Consider the following 15,923-nt stretch of genomic DNA (forward strand, 5'->3'; position numbering starts at 1 on the left):
TTCCCACCGCCGGGCGGCGGTCACCGTCGTGCCTCCCCGCCGGTCGGCGGTCAGTGCCGCGACTCCTCCCGCGTACGGCCCCGTTCGTCCGCCCCGGCCCCGGGCGCCCGGTCGCCGTGGCCCGGCCACCACGCCGCGTGCCCGATGAGGGCCGTCAGCGCGGGGGTGAACAGCATCGCCATGACGAACGCGGCGATCGCGATGCCGAAGGACAGGGAGAAACCCATCTGGGAGAGCGTCGAGTTGCCCGCGAGCATCAGCGTGGCGAACGTCCCCGCGAGGATCACACCGGCGGAGCCGATGGTCGGGCCCGAGTGCCGCACCGCGACGCCCGCCGCCTCGTGCGGGCCGCGGCCCTCGCGGGCCTCCTCGCGCAGCCGCGAGACCATGAGGATGTTGTAGTCCGTGCCGAGCGCGACCACGAACAAGTACATGATCACGGGCAGCATGAACATCAGGCCGGGCTGGCTGCCGAGCTGCTGGAAGAGGAGCGAGGTCGCGCCCAGCGTCGCGCCGAACCCGAGCGCGACCGACAGCATCAGGTACCACGGCGCCACCAGGCTGCGCAGCAGCAGCCCGAGGATGACCATGATGGCGATCGCGGCCACCGGGAAGACGACCGAGTAGTCGCGGTCCACGGCCTTGTTGATGTCGACGTACACGGCCGTGATGCCGCCGACCAGCGCCTTGGTGCCGGGCGGCGCGTCGGCGTGGGCGGCGGGCCGCAGCTCGTCCTTGAGGGTGCCGAGAGCCTTCTCGGAGGCGGGCGGGTCGGCGAGCACCACCGAGTACGACGCGGTCGTGCCGTCCTTGCTGACCTTCGCCGGGGCCACCGAGCCCACGCCGTCGACGGACTCCAACCGCTTGCGGAACGCGGCCGGTCGGCCCTCGGGCAGCGGCTTGTCACCGGTCGACGTGAGGTACACGAACGTCGGGTCGGTGGTGCCCGCCGGGAAGCCCTTCTCCAGGTTGTCCTGCCAGACGATCGACTCCTTGTCCTTGGGCAGCGAGGACCCGGCGAGGTCGAAGTTGGCCTTGTAGCCGAGCGCGCCGAGCGCGAGTACGCCCATGAAGAGGGCCGAGACGACCGCCCACACGGCGGGTTTGCGGGCGATGGACGCGCCGAGCCGGGCGAAGCCCGTGCCCTGCGGCTCCCGCTGCCAGGACTTCGACGGCCAGAAGACCTTCGTACCGAGCAGCGACACCACGGCAGGGACCAGGGAGAGCCCGGCGAGCAGGGTCAGGAACACGGCGATCGCGAGGGCGGGACCCATCGAGCGGAGCATGCCGAGGGAGGAGAGCGTGAGCGCGGCGAACGCGACGATGACGGCGCCCGCCGCCGACGTGATGGCCTCTCCGACCCGCTCCACGGCGTGCACCATGGCGCCCTTGGCGTCCTCGCCCGCGCGCAGCGCCTCGCGGTAGCGGAAGAGCAGGAACAGGATGTAGTCCGTGCCGACGCCGAACAGGACGACGGTGAGCAGTTCCTGGACGGACGAGTCGGCCTTCATGTCGAAGGCCTCGTTGGCCCAGGCGATCAGGCCCGTCGCCATCGGCGAGATCAGACCGATCAGGACGACCGGCAGCAGCGCGATGATGGGGCTGCGGAAGATCACGAGTAGCAGCACGATGATGATGACGATCGTGCCGACACCGACGAGCAGGCTCGCGCGCTCGGACGCGTCGCTCTCGTCGAGGGCCTGCGCCGCCGAGCCGGTGATGCCCGCGTCGAGGCCGGTGCCCTTCAGCTCCCCCTTGAGGTCCTTGCGGAGCTGTTCGACGGCGTCCTGCTGCTGGGTGTCCTCGGGGTTGGTGATCTTCGGCATGGCGACGACGGACGTCTGGACGCGCTTGTTGGGCGATACCTCACCGGGCGTGACGGCCTGGACTTCCTTGATCTTCCTCGCTTCCAGGTCCTTCGAGACGCGGGTGACCGCGGCGGAGTCGGCGGGGGTCAGCCGCCCGCCGTCGGAGCGCTGGAAGACGATGATCGCGCCGATGTTCTCCTGGCGCGGGAAGTCCCGTTCCTGCAGGTCGGAGGCGCGGATGGATTCGTAGTGATCCGGCAGGAAGCTGGCCTCGTCGGTGCTGGAGGTGAGCTTCGGTGCCAGCGAGATCACGGCGGCGGCCGCGACGACCCAGGCGAGGATCACCCACCAGGGGCGGCGGACCACGAAACGGCCCAGTGCAGAGAACATGGATCACTGCCTCTCCTCGCCCCCGAGGCACATCACATCCTGCCCAGCATCGGCTGGACCATGCGGGCCCGCCACTCGGGACGGCCTTCCCGGGACCGCCTTCCCGGGACCGCGGCGGCGGCCCCGGGAAGCGCGGGGAGTACAGCAGCGGACTCAGAAGTTGATCATGTGTCCGGCGAGGCCGTGCACGGCCTCCTTGACGGCTTCGCCCAGGGTCGGGTGGGCGTGCACGTTGCGGGCCACCTCGTGCACCGTGAGGTCCCACTGCTGGGCCAGGGTCAGCTCGGGAAGCAGCTCCGTCACGTCCGGACCGATGAGGTGGGCGCCGATGATCTCGCCGTACGTGGCATCGCTGATGATCTTCACGAAGCCGACGGTGTCGCCGAGGCCGTGCGCCTTGCCGTTCGCCTGGAAGGGGAACTTGGCGACCTTGACGTCGAAGCCCTTCTCCTTGGCCTGCGCCTCCGTCCAGCCGAAGCTCGCGATCTGCGGCTGCGAGTAGGTGGCGCGCGGGATCATCGGGTAGTCGAGCTCCATCGTCTCGGCGTCCGCGATGGTCTCGGCCGCCACGACGCCCATGGACTCGGCGGTGTGGGCGAGCATCAGCTTGGCGGTCACGTCGCCGATGGCGTAGATGTGCGGCACGTTCGTACGGCAGCGGCCGTCGACGTCGATGGCGCCGCGCTCGGTCAGCGCCACGCCGGTCGCCTCCAGGCCGTAGCCCGTGACGTTCGGCGCGAAGCCGATGGCCTGGAGCACCTTGTCGGCCTCCAGGACCTGCTGCTTGCCGTCCTTGGCGGTGACGGTCACGCGGACCTGCGGCCCCGACTCGTCGATCGACTCCACGCGGGTGGAGGTCAGCACGTCGATGCCGAGCTTGCGGTACTGCTTGGCCAGCTCCTTGGAGACGTCCGCGTCCTCCAGCGGGGCGACGCGGTCCAGGAACTCGACGATCGTGACCTTCACGCCGTAGTTGTGCAGGACGTACGCGAACTCGATGCCGATCGCGCCCGCGCCCGCGATCACCACGGAGCCCGGCAGCTCGTCGGCGAGGATCTGCTCCTCGTACGTGACCACGCGGTCGCTGCGGCGCGTGCCGGGCAGCAGCTTCGGGGTGGCGCCGGTGGCGATGATGCAGTGGTCGAAGCCGATGGTGGCGGTGGTGCCGTCGGACTTGGCGACCTGGAGGGTGTTCGCGTCCAGGAAGGTGCCCCGGCCGTCGAACTCCGTGATCTTGTTCTTCTTCATCAGGAAGTGGACGCCCTTGACGCGGCCGTCCGCGACCGTGCGGCTGCGCCGGAACGCCTCGCCGTAGTCGAAGGACACCTCGCCGTCGACCTTGATGCCGTACGTCTTGGCCTCGTGCGTGAACAGGTGGGCGAGCTCGGCGTTGCGCAGGAGGGCCTTCGTCGGGATGCAGCCGACGTTGAGGCAGACTCCGCCCCAGTACTTCTCCTCCACGACCGCTACCCGCTTGCCCAGCTGGGCGGCGCGAATGGCGGCCACGTAACCGCCGGGTCCTGCTCCGAGCACGACGACGTCGAAGCGGTCATCCATGGGGTGGTTCCTCTCTGCGTTTGCGGTGCTGTGTGCAGCTCTGTGGTGTGGCTGACACGATCATCCGTCATACCCTCCCCGCGGCGCGGGGCGGGTCGGTTTCCTCACCCCTCAAGGCTCTCGCCCGAGCCGCCACTTGACCTCCCCGGCCTGCCGCTCGGCGGTGGGGGCGAGCCCGGCCGCGCGGGCGACGGCGGCGGACGCGAGGTGATCGGGGTGGATGTGCGCGCTCACCGACGTCACCCGGGGGTGCCGCAGCAGCCAGGCGACGAGGGCCCGCGCCGCCTCCGTGGCGATGCCGCGCCCCTGCCACGGCGTGCCCACCACCCACGCGACCTCGGCGGTCAGCTCACCGGCGTCGCCGGGTGTGACGGTGGCCTGCACGGTGCCCGCGAGGCACCCGTCGGCCCGGACGCGGACGACCCAGTTGCACCAGGAGGCCCCGGGCTCGGGAGGTCCGGCGAGCATGCGCGCGTACCGGGCGCGCAGGGCGGGCAGGTCGTCCGGGGCGCCGCCGGTGAACGCGTGCAGCGCCGGGTCGGCGAGGACGAGGGCCATCTCCTCGGCGTGCGCGGGACGGAGGGGTTCCAGGGCGAGCCGGTCGGTGTCGAGTGGCTCGGGGGCGACCGGGCCGGTGCCGGGACGGCTCACGCGTCCTCCGCCACCGGCTCCAGGATCACCACGGGCAGCACCCGGTCGGTCTGTCGCTGGTACTCGGCGTACTGGGGGAAGGTCTCCACGGCCCGCGCCCACCAGGCGGCGCGCTCCTCGCCCTCGGCGACGCGCGCCTCGTAGTCGCGGATCACGGGGCCGTCCTGGAGCCGTACGCGGGGGTGGGCGAGCACGTTGTGGTACCAGGCGGGGTGCTTGGGGGCGCCGCCGACGGAGCCGACGGCGGCGTAGCGCTCGCCGTCACGGACGCGGATCACCGGGGTCTTGCGGATCTTCCCGGACCGGGCGCCCCGCGTGGTGAGGACGACGGTGGGGAAGCCGTTCAGGAGGGTGCCGTCCAGGCCGCCGCTGGACTCGTAGCGGGCGACGTGCTCCGCCACCCAGTCCCAGGTGTTGGGGGCGTACTCGCCGTCGAGGGTGTGGTCGTCCGCGAGGCTCATGGGGGCTCCTTCGGCAAGGGCGTGCGGACCGGTCCGATGCCGGTCCGGTTGGTGCCAACCGGCCGGGCCCGCGAACTCTTCCCGCACGCCCGCGCACCGGGCGCGAGAGGGCATGGTGCGGCCCCCGATGCTCGGGACATCGGGGGCCGCGTGCCTCGGCTGCCTCCCCCCACGAAAGGTGGCCGAGGGGTCTTGGGGGACGGTCCGTCAGAAGTTCAGGAGCGCCCCCTCGGCGAGCGCCGCGTCCTTCGTGCAGGGGTTGCCGAACGTGGTCGTCCAGGCGACGTGCTTGCCCTGCCAGACACCGCTCACGGAGACGATGACCGGGTTCCACTCCTTGGTACACAAGGCCTTGGGCTCCTTGTTCACGAGCGCGTCGAACCGCGCGCCCACGGCGGCGGCCTCCGCGCAGGCGGCACGCGGTGCCGGATGGGTGCCCGAGGCCTTCGGCGCACACGTCAGGGTGACCGCGCGCTGCACCGTGGCCGTGGCGGCGTCTTCGCCCTGGCCGACGGTGAGCACGAGGTCCGAGGGCGCGTACAGGCCCATCGGCTTCGGCGTGGCGGCCTGGGCCGCGCCCGTCGTGACCGCCGAGACGGTCAGGACGCCGGCGGCCACGGCCGCGGCCGCGCTCACGGTCTTGAGGAGGTGACGCACTTTGATGCTCCTTCAACTGCGGGTGAGTGGTACGAGAATGGGTGTTGCGTACCGATACTGCTGCGCGTTACGGACGGGTTGCGTGCCGTAGCGGCGGTTGCGTTGGGGAGTCTGGCAAGTGCGCTGAGTGAGCGGCAAACTGATGGTCGATTTCCGGATGCGGGCGTCCGCTGAGCGAGGCGCTCTTGGTCATTCGGGCAGCTCAACGTATGCGGGAGCGCACCCACTGGCCCTGCGGCGCGCCGTTTTGACCCTGGTGGTATAACCCAAAACAACCCTCTGACCTGCGAAAATGAGCGGTCGGTCGTTTTTCGCTGCGTGGGCTTCGACCGGAAACCGGTGCTTGACCGGCCGCGTCCCGCCCGGTAACCAGCGGGGCGCACGGAGCGCGCGGGAGGCCTGCGGCGGGCGCTGAAGCAGGGGCGATGCCGGGTATCGCCCCAGGTCACACGGGTGCGTTCGAGGCCACGAGGGCGCGTGCCGCCACCGGGCCAAGGCGCTGCCCTTGCTTGAAAGCGGTTGTGTACGACTGCGTGCCGAGGCGGGCGCGGGCCGCCGCCGCCACGCGGTCCACGTCCCCGCGCTCGGCGTCGGGCAGCGGCGCGCCCACCGAGGCGCGGGCCGCCGCGGCCGCGCCGAGCAGCGTCGCCGCCGTGCCGTGCGCGCCCGCGGCCGCCTCGGCCCCCGCGAGGCCCTCCAGGGCGAGGGCCAGCGCCCGCGGGTCGCCGAGGGGCAGCGCCGCCGCGAACCCGTCCGCGTGCAGCGCCCGGGCCGCCGCCGCGTCGCCGCGCAACTCCGCCGCGAAGCCGAGCTCGGCGAGGGCGAGCGTCACGCCGGGGCCGTAGTCGGCCTTGCGGAACCACGCGAGGAGCGCGCGCATGTGCCGCTCGGCGCCGTCCAGGTCGCCCTCCCTGCGCGCGCCGAGCCCGAGGCCGATCAGGGCGTCGATCTCGCCGGAGCGGAAGCTGTGGTCGCGCGCCAGCTTCAGGGCCCGCTCGTGATCGGCGCGCGCCTGGGCCAGGTCGCCGGTGAGCAGCGCGATCCGGCCACGCCCGGACAGTCGCTTGGAGGCCTCCGTCCACAGCCCGAGCCGCTCCGCGACGAGCAGCCCCTCGTGGTGCAGCCGGGCGGCCTCGGCGTGGTCCCCCGCGATCTCGCTGAGCGTGGCCAGCGGGAACACGGTCTGCAACTGCCCCAGGGCATCGCCGAGTTCACGGAACAGACGCGCGCCGCGCTCGCTGTCACGCCGCACCGCCGCCAGGTCGCCGCGCGCCATCGCGTGCCGGGCCCGCACGCTGAGCGCGGCGGCGGTGCCCCAGCGGTCGCCGAGCGCCTCGAAGGCGGCGAGCGCCTCGTTCACCAGCCGCTCCCCGGTGCGCACGGCACCCGCGCCGAGCTGTGCGGAACCGAGGATCCACAGGGCGGTGGCCCGCCCCGACGGGTCGTCGACGTGCCGGTACGCCTCCAGGACGGCGGCGAGGGGCGGCTCGACGTCCTCCAGGTGCTCGGCCGCCGACGAGTCGGCCACAGGCGTCGGGCCGTTGACGGCGGCGGCCGGGCCGTCCGTGTCGGCCCCGGTCCCGGCGCACGCGTCGGTGAACCCCTCGTCGCCCTCCCGCAGGGCGATGCCGGTGCGCCAGGCGAGGGCGAGCGCCCGCGCGGCCGCCGTCCCCGGCGCGAGCCCCGTGGCGGTGGGCGCGAGCGCCAGGGCCGCGTCCAGGGAGCGCCGCGCCTCGGCGACCCTGCCCCGCAACACCCAGTACCAGGCGAGGGCGTTCACCATCCGCAGCGCCCGCTCCACGGCCCCGCGCCCGACCGCCGCGTCCAGGGCGCGGCGCAGATTGCCGCTCTCCTCGTCGAGCCGTTCCAGCCACCGCCGCTGCTCCGGGCCGCGCAGCGCCGCGCCGCCGCGCTCGGCGAGCGCGGCGTAGTGGGCGCTGTGCCGCTCGCGCACGTCCTCGGCCTCGCCCGCCGCGCGCAACTGCTCCGCCCCGTACGCCCGTACGGATTCCAGGAGGCAGTAGCGCGGCCCGTCCGGGCGGTCGGACAGGGCCACGAGCGAGCGGTCCACGAGCCGCGCGAGCAGGTCGAGGACGTCCGCGGCGCGCACCGCGCCGCCCGCGCCGACGGCCTGGGCCGCGGCCGGGCCGCAGCCGTCGTGCACGGCGAGCCTGCGCAGGAGCGCGCGCTCGGGCCCGCTCAGGAGCGACCAGCTCCAGTCGATCACCGCGCGGAGCGTCCGCTGCCGGGCCGGGGCGCCGCGGAGGCCCCGGCCGAGCAGCGCGAACCGGTCGTCGATCCGGGCGAGCAGACCGTGCACCCCCATCGTGCGGACCCGGGCCGCCGCGAGTTCGAGGGCCAGGGGCAGCCCGTCGAGCCGTACGCACAGCTCGGCGACGGCCTCCGCGTCGTCCGCGCCGAGCGCCGCGGCGCCGGACCCGAGCCCGGCCCGCTGGACGAACAGCTCCATGGCGCCGTCGAGTTCCAGCGGCGGCACCGGCCACACCCGCTCGCCGCTCACGTCGAGCGGCTCCTGGCTGGTCGCGAGGACGGCGAGGTCCGGTGCCGCGCGCAGCAGCCCGGCGGCGACCGCGGCCACGGCGTCCACCACGTGCTCGCAGTTGTCGAGCACGAGGAGCAGCCGCCGGGCGCGCAGCGCGTCCGTCAGCCGGGCCACGGCGTCCCGGGGCGGGCCCGCCTTAGGCTCCTCGTGCAGGCCGAGGACCCGCGTCACGGCCTCGGCGACGGCGGCCTCCGCGCCGTCCTGGCCCGGGTCGACACCCGCGAGCTCCACGAGCCACACCCCGTCCGGGAAGCCGGACACGAGCCCGTGCGCCGCCGCCACCGCGAGCCGCGTCTTGCCCACGCCGCCGGGCCCGGTGAGCGTCACCAGGCGCGTGGCGCCGAGCAGTCGGCGGACTCCCGGCACGGCGTCGTCCCGGCCGACGAGGCCGGACACCGGGGCGGGAAGGTTGGAGCGCGCACCCGGGGCGGCGGTCGGCGGACGGCCGCGGCGCGCGGGCCCGCCGGGCGCCAGGGAGGGCCCGTCGAGCGACGGGTCCTGGCGCAGGATCGCCCCGTGCAGTGCGGCCAGTTCCGGGCCCGGCGCGAGCCCGAGGTCATCGGCGAGGCGACGCCGCAGGTCCTCGTACGCGGCGAGCGCCTCCGTCTGGCGGCCCGAGCGGTACAGCGCCCGCAGCTGCGCCGCCCGCAGCCGCTCCCGCGTCGGATGGCGTACGACCAGGTCGGCGAGGTCCGCGGCCAGCGGCCCGTGCTCGCCGCTGTCGAGGCGCGCCTCGGCGTGCTCCTCCCACGCGGTGAGCCGGGCCTCGTCGAGCCGGTCCGCCGCGCCCCGCGCGAACGCCTCACCGGCGAAGTCGGCGAACGCGTCGCCGCGCCAGAGGCCGAGCGCGTCCGCGAACAGCCGTACCCGCTCGCGCGGCTCCCCGGCGGCGCGCGCCCGCTCGACCAGGGCCGTGAACCGGGTCGCGTCCACGTCGTCCGGCGCGGCCCGCAGCGCGTACCCGGCGGGCCCCGACGCGAGCAGGTCACGGCCGCCGGGACCGGCCTCGTCCAGGGCCCTGCGCAGCTGGGAGACCTTGCCCTGGAGGGCGTTGGCCGGGTGCTCCGGCAGCGCCTCGCCCCACAGCCCGTCGATGAGCCGCTCGGCGGAGACCGGCCGCCCGGGGTGCACGAGCAACTGGGCGAGCAGCGCACGGACCTTGGCGCCCGGCACGGTGACGGCCGCGCCGTCCGTCGTCCACACGGCCAGCGGACCGAGCACCCCGAATCGCATACGGACGACGATAACGCGCCAGGTGAGCGGCCCCTCGGCCCCAGACCCCGGGTCCCCCCGCCCCCAGGCCCCGGTCCCTCACCCCCCGGTGGCAGCCGGACCGGCAGGGAACCGACAGCCGACCGACAGCGCCCGCCCGCAGGGTGATCACCACAGGCCGCGGCGCCCAGCAGCCTGGCCCCTCACCACGGAGCGACCCCATGAACACCGCCACTCCCACGGCCCCCACCACGGTCACCGTCATCGGCCTCGGCAACCTCGGCCAGGTCCTCGCCCGCGCCTTCCTCGACCAAGGCCACCAGGTCACGGTCTGGAACCGCTCGCGGGGCAAGGCGGACGAACTCGTCGCGCTGGGCGCCACCCTGGCGCCCACGCCGAAGGCCGCCGTCGAGGCCAGCGAGCTGGTCGTCGTCTGCGTCCTCGACTACACGACGGTCCGCGACCTGCTCACCCCCGTCGGCGACGCCCTCGCGGGCCGCGCCGTCGTCAACCTGACGTCGGGCACCCCCGGCCCCGCCCGCGACCTGGGCGCCTGGGTCACCGAGCGGGGCGCGGCCTACGTCGACGGCGCGGTGTACGCGATCCCGCAGACCATCGGAACGCCGGAGGCCTTCGTCCTGTACAGCGGCGACGCCGACGCCTTCGCCGCCTACCGGCCGCTCCTTGAGCCGCTCGGCGCGCCGGTGTTCGTCGGCGCCGACGCCGGACTCGCGCCGGTGCACGACGTGGCCCTGCTCAGCGGCATGTACGGGATGTTCGCGGGCTTCTTCCAGACCGTCGCCGTCGGCCGCTCCGCCGGGATCGCGGCTGCGGAGGTCACCGAACTCCTCGTGCGCTGGCTGAAGGAGGCGCTCGGCGCGCTGCCCGGCTTCGCCGCCGAGATCGACGCGGGCGACTACCGCACGGACACGTCGAACATCGACATCAACGCCGTCGGGCTCGCCAACATCCTCACCGCGACCCGGGCCCAGGGCGTCGGCGTCGACCTGCTCCAGCCGCTGCACGAGGTCTTCCAGCGGCAGCTGGCCGAGGGCCGCGGCAGCGAGAGCATGGCCCGCGCCATCGAGTCCCTGCGCTAAGCGGTCTTGTGGAATTGTGGTGCGGTTCGGCACGCCCCGAAGGGGCGCGGGGAACCGCGCGACCAGCCACGACGGTACCGCAGACGACCGACGGCCCATCGCGGCAATTCCAGCGAAGCGCTCAGGCATTCCCCCTGGTGGGCCCTTCGTCAAGGCCGCGTCAACGTCCCGGCTGTGGCTGCCAAGGATGCGTCAAGGGCCGTGTCCGAAGTCCCCGGCACCCGCTTCGGTGGGAGAAGTGACCCAGGACGCCAGGGAGTTGAGGCACATGAGCGCCGAGAACGTGGTGGGACTTCTGATCGCCGCCGCCCTCGTCGGGTACCTCGTCCTCGCGCGGCTCTACCCCGAGAGGTTCTGACACCGGCGCGATGACGGACGGACGACCCGGACAGCTGAAGATCTACCTCGGAGCGGCACCGGGGGTCGGCAAGACCTGCCGCATGCTCGACGAAGGGCGCCGCAGGGCCGCCCGCGGCGCGGACGTCGTCATCGGCTACGTGGAGTGCCACGGGCGGCCGCACACCGAGGCCGCCCTGGCCCGGGCGCGGGCCGACGGCGTGACGGCCGTCGACCGCGCCCGCTGCTCCTGCCGGGGCGGCGAGTTCACCGAGCTCGACCTGGACGCGCTGCTCGCCCGCCGCCCCCAGGTCGCGCTCGTCGACGACCTGGCCCACGCCAACGTGCCGGGCGCGGGCCGCAACCCCCGGCGCTGGCAGGACGTCGACCGGCTGCTCACCGCCGGGATCGACGTCGTGACCACGGTCAACATCCAGCACATGGAGTCCCTCAACGACGTCGTCGAGAAGATCACCGAGGTGCCGCAGGCCGAGACCGTCCCCGACGAGGTGGTGCGCCGCGCCCACCAGATCGAACTCGTCGACATCGCCCCCGAGGCGCTGCGCCGCAGGATGGCGCGCGGCGACATCCACGCCCCCGAGGACGTCGACGCGGCCCTCGCCCACGCCTTCCGCCCCGGCAACCTCACGGCCCTGCGCCAGCTCGCCCTGCTCTGGCTCGCCGACCGCGTCGACGAGGCCCTCCAGGCCTACCGCTTCGAGCACGGCATCGGCGGCGTGTGGGAGACCCGCGAGCGCGTCGTCGTCGGCCTCACCGGCGGGCCCGAGGGCGACACCCTGGTCCGCAGGGCCGCCCGCATCGCCGACCGCTCGGCGGGCGGCGAACTGCTCGCCGTGCACATCACGCGCAGCGACGGCCTCGCCGCCGGGGCCTCGCACGCGTCCCTGACCCGGCAGCGGCGCCTGGTGGAGGACCTCGGCGGCAGCTACCACTCGGTGGTCGGCGACGACGTGGCCGGTGCCCTCGTGGAGTTCGCGCGGGCGGAGAACGCCACCCAGCTCGTCCTCGGCTCCAGCCGCCGCGGCCGCTTCGAGCGGTTCCTCACCGGGCGCGGCACCGGCGAGACCGTCGTGGCCCTCTCGGGGGCCATCGACGTCCACACCGTCACGCACGAACGCGCCGGGCACGGCACCCTCCTGCCCTCCCGCAGACGCACCCTGTCGGGCCCGCGCCGCGTCGCGGGCCCGGTGGCGGGGCTGCTCCTGCCCCTTGCCCTGACCTTCCTGCTCGACCTGGACGCCGCCCGCGGCCGCCTCAACCTCACCAGCGAGGCGCTGCTCTTCCTGCTCGCCGTGGTGGGCGTGGCCTGCATCGGCGGCGTGGCCTCCGCGGTGGTCGCGTCCGTGACCGCGTCGCTGCTGCTCAACTACTGGTTCATGCCGCCCGTCGGGCACTTCGCGCTCGGCGACCCCAACAGCGTCCTCGCGCTCGTGGCCTTCGCGATCGTCGCGGCCACCGTCGCCGCCGTCGTCGACCGCTCGCTGCGCCTGTCCCGGCGCTCGGCGCGCGCCACCGCGGAGGCCGAGACGATGTCGGCGCTCGCGGGCACCATCGTCCGCGGCGGCCGACCCGTCCCCGCCCTCCTCGAACGGGCCCGCGAGGCCTTCGGCGTGGCCGCCGCCGAGCTCGTCGACCGGCCGCCCGACACCAGCGACGCCCGGGTGACCGCCGTGCCCGCGGGCGCCGACGCCTACCTGGTGCTGCGCGGCCGCACCCTGTCCGCCGCCGACCGGCGCGTGCTCACCGCGTTCGCCGCGCACGTCGGCGCCGCCGTGGAGCGGGCCCGGCTCGCCGAGGCCGCCGCCGAGGTGGAGCCGGTCAAGGCCGCCGACCGGATGCGCACGGCCCTGCTGCGGGCCGTCGGCCACGACCTGCGCACCCCGCTGGCCGCCGCGCTCGCCGCGATCGGCTCGCTGCGCAGCCCCGACCTGGACTTCTGCGAGCAGGACCGGCAGGAGCTCCTCGCCACCGCCGAGGAGTCCCTGACCCGCCTCAACCGGCTCGTCGACAACCTGCTCGACATGAGCCGCCTCCAGGCGGGCGCGCTCCGCCTGGAGCTGCGCGCCACCGCCCTCGAAGAGGTCCTCGGGCCCGCCCTCGACTCGCTGCCGCCCGCCTGCCCCGTGGACACCGGCGGCCTGGAGGAGATCCCCGCCGTCCTCGCCGACCCGCCGCTCCTGGAGCGCGTCCTCGCCAACCTCGTCAACAACGCCGCCCGGCACACCCCGCCCGGCGGCCGGGTCCTGGTCACCGCGAGCGCCCTGGCGGGCCGCGTCGAGGTGCGCGTCGTCGACCGGGGCCCCGGCCTCCCGGCCGCCGACCGCGACCGCGTCTTCGAGCCCTTCCAGCGGCTCGGGGACACCGACAACACCACGGGGCTCGGTCTCGGCCTGGCCCTGTCCCGGGGCCTCGCCGAGGCGATGGACGGCACCCTCACGCCGGAGGACACCCCCGGCGGCGGGCTCACCATGGTCCTCTCGCTGCCCTTCGCCGGGCACTTCGCCGAGGTCAACGGTGCGCACCCGGGAAGCGTCTGGCATTCTGAGCGCCTTTGAGTGATGGGCGCATCCATCGCATCCGAGCGCAGAGACGAGAACATGGCACGCGGCAAGCTGCGGATCTATCTGGGGGCGGCACCGGGCGTCGGCAAGACGTACGCGATGCTGTCCGAGGCCCACCGTCGCATCGAGCGCGGCACGGACTGCGTGGTGGCCTTCGTCGAGCACCACCACCGTCCGCGCACCGAAGTGATGCTGCACGGCCTGGAGGTCGTACGGCGCAAGGAGCTGGAGTACCGGGGCGCGGCCTTCACCGAGATGGACGTGGACGCCGTCCTGGAGCGGGCCCCGGCCGTCGCGCTCGTCGACGAACTCCCGCACACCAACGTGCCGGGCTCGCGCAACGCCAAGCGCTGGCAGGACGTCGAGGAACTCCTCGCGGCGGGCATCGACGTCATATCCACGGTCAACATCCAGCATCTGGAGTCGCTGGGTGACGTGGTGGAGTCGATCACGGGGGTGCGGCAGCGCGAGACGGTGCCGGACGAGGTGGTGCGCCGGGCGGACCAGATCGAGCTGGTCGACATGTCGCCGCAGGCGCTGCGGCGCCGGATGGCGCACGGCAACATCTACAAGGCGGACAAGGTCGACGCGGCCCTGTCGAACTACTTCAGGCCGGGCAATCTCACGGCGCTGCGGGAGCTGGCGCTGTTGTGGGTGGCCGACCGGGTCGACGAGTACCTCCAGCAGTACCGGGGCGAGCACAACATCCGCTCGACCTGGCAGGCCCGCGAGCGCATCGTCGTCGGCCTCACCGGAGGCCCCGAGGGCCGCACCCTGCTGCGGCGCGCCGCCCGGCTCGCCGAGAAGGGCGCGGGCGGCGAGGTCCTCGCGGTCTACATCGCCCGCAGCGACGGCCTGACCGCGGCCTCGCCCAAGGAGCTCGCCGTCCAGCGCACCCTGGTCGAAGACCTCGGCGGCTCCTTCCACCAGGTGATAGGGGAGGACATCGCGGCGGGCATCCTGGAGTTCGCCCGGGGCGTCAACGCCACCCAGATCGTCCTCGGCGTCTCGCGCCGCAAGGCCTGGCAGTACGTCTTCGGGCCCGGCGTCAGCGCCATGGTGGCCCGCGAGTCCGGGCCCGACCTGGACGTCCACCTGGTCACCCACGACGAGATCGGCACCGGCACGGGCCTGTCCAGGACCCCGCGCACCGCCCGGCTCAGCCGCAACCGCCTCATCTGGGGCTGGCTCATCGGCATGGTCGGCCCGGTGCTGCTCGCCCTGCTGCTGCGCGGCGTCGCGCCGGGCCTCGGCCTCGCCAACGACATGCTGCTGTTCCTGACCCTCACGGTCGCGGCGGCCCTGCTCGGCGGCATGCTCCCGGCCCTCGCCTCCGCGGCCTTCGGGTCCCTGCTGCTGAACTACTACTTCACGCCACCCGTCCACCACGTACTGATCTCCAACCCCAGGAACATCGTCGCCCTGGTGATCTTCATCGGGGTCGCGGTGTCCGTGGCGTCCGTGGTCGACCTGGCGGCCCGCCGCACCCACCAGGCCGCGCGCCTGCGCGCCGAGTCGGAGATCCTCTCCCACCTCGCGGGCAGCGTGCTGCGCGGCGAGAACGGCCTCGCCTCGCTCCTGGAGACCGTCCGGGAGACCTTCGCCATGGAGGCCGTGGCCCTCCTGGAACGCGAGAACGACACGGCGCCCTGGACCTGCGCGGGCAGCGTCGGCACCCGGCAGCCCGCGAGCCGCCCGGAGTACGCCGATGTGGACATGCCGGTGGGCGACCACATGTCGCTCGCGCTCACCGGGCGCGTGCTGCCCGCCGAGGACCGCCGCGTGCTCGGCGCCTTCGCCGCGCAGGCCGCCGTGGTCCTGGACCGCCAGCGCCTGCAGTCCGAGGCCGACCAAGCCCGCGCCCTCGCCGAGGGCAACCGCATTCGCACCGCCCTGCTCGCCGCCGTCAGCCACGACCTGCGCACGCCCCTCGCCGGGATCAAGGCGTCCGTGTCCAGCCTGCGCTCCGACGACATCGAGTGGTCCGAGGAGGACCGGGCCGAACTCCTGGAGGCGATCGAGGCGGGCGCCGACCGGCTCGACCACCTCGTCGGCAACCTCCTGGACATGTCCCGCCTCCAGACCGACACCGTTCAGCCGATCGTCCGCGAGGTCGACCTCGACGAGGTGGTGCCGCTCGCCCTGGAGGGCATGGCCGCGCCCGCCGAGCACGTCGTCCTCGACATCCCCGAGGACCTGCCGATGGTGGCCGCGGACAAGGGCCTGCTGGAGCGCGCCGTCGCCAACGTCATAGAGAACGCCCTGAAGTACAGCCCCGAGGGCGAGTCCGTGCTCGTCGCCGCCAGCACCATGGCCGACCAGGTGCAGCTGCGCGTCGTGGACCGCGGCCCCGGCGTCCCCGACGACGCCAAGGACCGCATCTTCGAGCCGTTCCAGCGCTACGGCGACGCCCCGCGCGGCGCCGGAGTGGGCCTCGGCCTCGCCGTCGCCCGCGGCTTCACCGAGGCCCTCGGCGGCACCCTGACCGCCGAGGACACCCCCGGCGGCGGACTCACCATGGTCCTCGTCCTGCGGACGGCCCCCGGGCGCCCGCAGCCCCGCACGGACCTCCCGGCGGCGGCCACGTCGTAGCGGGCGCGCCCGGC

General features: G+C 74.1%; 10 protein-coding genes. 4 read left to right on the forward strand and 6 right to left on the reverse strand.

Features of this window, described 5'->3' with window-relative positions; genetic code table 11:
* Nucleotides 1–50: 50 nt before the first annotated feature.
* The 6 genes from ACIG3E_RS26055 to ACIG3E_RS26080 form a co-directional block, all read right to left on the reverse strand.
* On the reverse strand, nt 51–2,198 hold the full coding sequence (locus ACIG3E_RS26055) for an MMPL family transporter (RefSeq protein WP_399620978.1): 2,148 nt from the start codon (nt 2,196–2,198) through the stop codon (nt 51–53).
* 153 nt (nt 2,199–2,351) lie between these two features.
* Nucleotides 2,352–3,755, reverse strand: coding sequence for a dihydrolipoyl dehydrogenase (gene lpdA, locus ACIG3E_RS26060; protein ID WP_399620981.1), 1,404 nt, complete (start codon nt 3,753–3,755; stop codon nt 2,352–2,354).
* Between the two features lie 111 nt (nt 3,756–3,866).
* On the reverse strand, nt 3,867–4,406 hold the full coding sequence (locus ACIG3E_RS26065; RefSeq protein ID WP_399620983.1) for a GNAT family N-acetyltransferase: 540 nt from the start codon (nt 4,404–4,406) through the stop codon (nt 3,867–3,869).
* Nucleotides 4,403–4,867: a nitroreductase family deazaflavin-dependent oxidoreductase gene (locus ACIG3E_RS26070; RefSeq protein WP_399620985.1), complete on the reverse strand. Its 465-nt coding sequence runs from the start codon at nt 4,865–4,867 to the stop codon at nt 4,403–4,405. Before ACIG3E_RS26070 ends, ACIG3E_RS26065 begins: the two co-directional genes overlap by 4 nt.
* A gap of 207 nt (nt 4,868–5,074) precedes the next feature.
* Nucleotides 5,075–5,524, reverse strand: a complete 450-nt coding sequence (locus tag ACIG3E_RS26075; protein WP_399620988.1) for an SSI family serine proteinase inhibitor — start codon at nt 5,522–5,524, stop codon at nt 5,075–5,077.
* 445 nt (nt 5,525–5,969) lie between these two features.
* Complete coding sequence (locus tag ACIG3E_RS26080; RefSeq protein ID WP_399620990.1) at nt 5,970–9,320, reverse strand: AfsR/SARP family transcriptional regulator; 3,351 nt, start codon at nt 9,318–9,320, stop codon at nt 5,970–5,972.
* A gap of 200 nt (nt 9,321–9,520) precedes the next feature.
* On the opposite strand from ACIG3E_RS26080, the gene ACIG3E_RS26085 reads away from it, so the two are divergent.
* The 4 genes from ACIG3E_RS26085 to ACIG3E_RS26100 all read left to right on the forward strand — a co-directional run bounded on the left by ACIG3E_RS26085 (nt 9,521) and on the right by ACIG3E_RS26100 (nt 15,909).
* Complete coding sequence (locus ACIG3E_RS26085; RefSeq protein ID WP_399620992.1) at nt 9,521–10,399, forward strand: NAD(P)-dependent oxidoreductase; 879 nt, start codon at nt 9,521–9,523, stop codon at nt 10,397–10,399.
* A 268-nt stretch (nt 10,400–10,667) separates the two neighbouring features.
* The gene (gene kdpF / locus ACIG3E_RS26090; RefSeq protein WP_037825521.1) at nt 10,668–10,757 is read left to right on the forward strand and encodes a K(+)-transporting ATPase subunit F; all 90 of its coding nucleotides are present in this window, start codon (nt 10,668–10,670) and stop codon (nt 10,755–10,757) included.
* A gap of 10 nt (nt 10,758–10,767) precedes the next feature.
* Entirely contained in the window at nt 10,768–13,311 is a 2,544-nt protein-coding gene (locus tag ACIG3E_RS26095) for an ATP-binding protein (protein WP_399620996.1), read from the forward strand.
* Nucleotides 13,312–13,353: 42 nt separating this feature from the next.
* Nucleotides 13,354–15,909: an ATP-binding protein gene (locus tag ACIG3E_RS26100; protein WP_399620998.1), complete on the forward strand. Its 2,556-nt coding sequence runs from the start codon at nt 13,354–13,356 to the stop codon at nt 15,907–15,909.
* Nucleotides 15,910–15,923: the final 14 nt, after the last annotated feature.

The organism is Streptomyces sp. NPDC053474, from assembly GCF_044544845.1.
GTDB lineage: Bacteria > Actinomycetota > Actinomycetes > Streptomycetales > Streptomycetaceae > Streptomyces.

Bases quoted from the DNA above. Each gene is read 5' to 3' on its own strand.
- ACIG3E_RS26055 (WP_399620978.1), bottom strand. From the start codon at position 2,198: ATGTTCTCTGCACTGGGCCGTTTCGTGGTCCGCCGCCCCTGGTGGGTG.
- lpdA (WP_399620981.1), bottom strand. From the start codon at position 3,755: ATGGATGACCGCTTCGACGTCGTCGTGCTCGGAGCAGGACCCGGCGGT.
- ACIG3E_RS26070 (WP_399620985.1), bottom strand. From the start codon at position 4,867: ATGAGCCTCGCGGACGACCACACCCTCGACGGCGAGTACGCCCCCAAC.
- ACIG3E_RS26080 (WP_399620990.1), bottom strand. From the start codon at position 9,320: ATGCGATTCGGGGTGCTCGGTCCGCTGGCCGTGTGGACGACGGACGGC.
- ACIG3E_RS26085 (WP_399620992.1), top strand. From the start codon at position 9,521: ATGAACACCGCCACTCCCACGGCCCCCACCACGGTCACCGTCATCGGC.
- kdpF (WP_037825521.1), top strand. From the start codon at position 10,668: ATGAGCGCCGAGAACGTGGTGGGACTTCTGATCGCCGCCGCCCTCGTC.
- ACIG3E_RS26095 (WP_399620996.1), top strand. From the start codon at position 10,768: ATGACGGACGGACGACCCGGACAGCTGAAGATCTACCTCGGAGCGGCA.
- ACIG3E_RS26100 (WP_399620998.1), top strand. From the start codon at position 13,354: ATGGCACGCGGCAAGCTGCGGATCTATCTGGGGGCGGCACCGGGCGTC.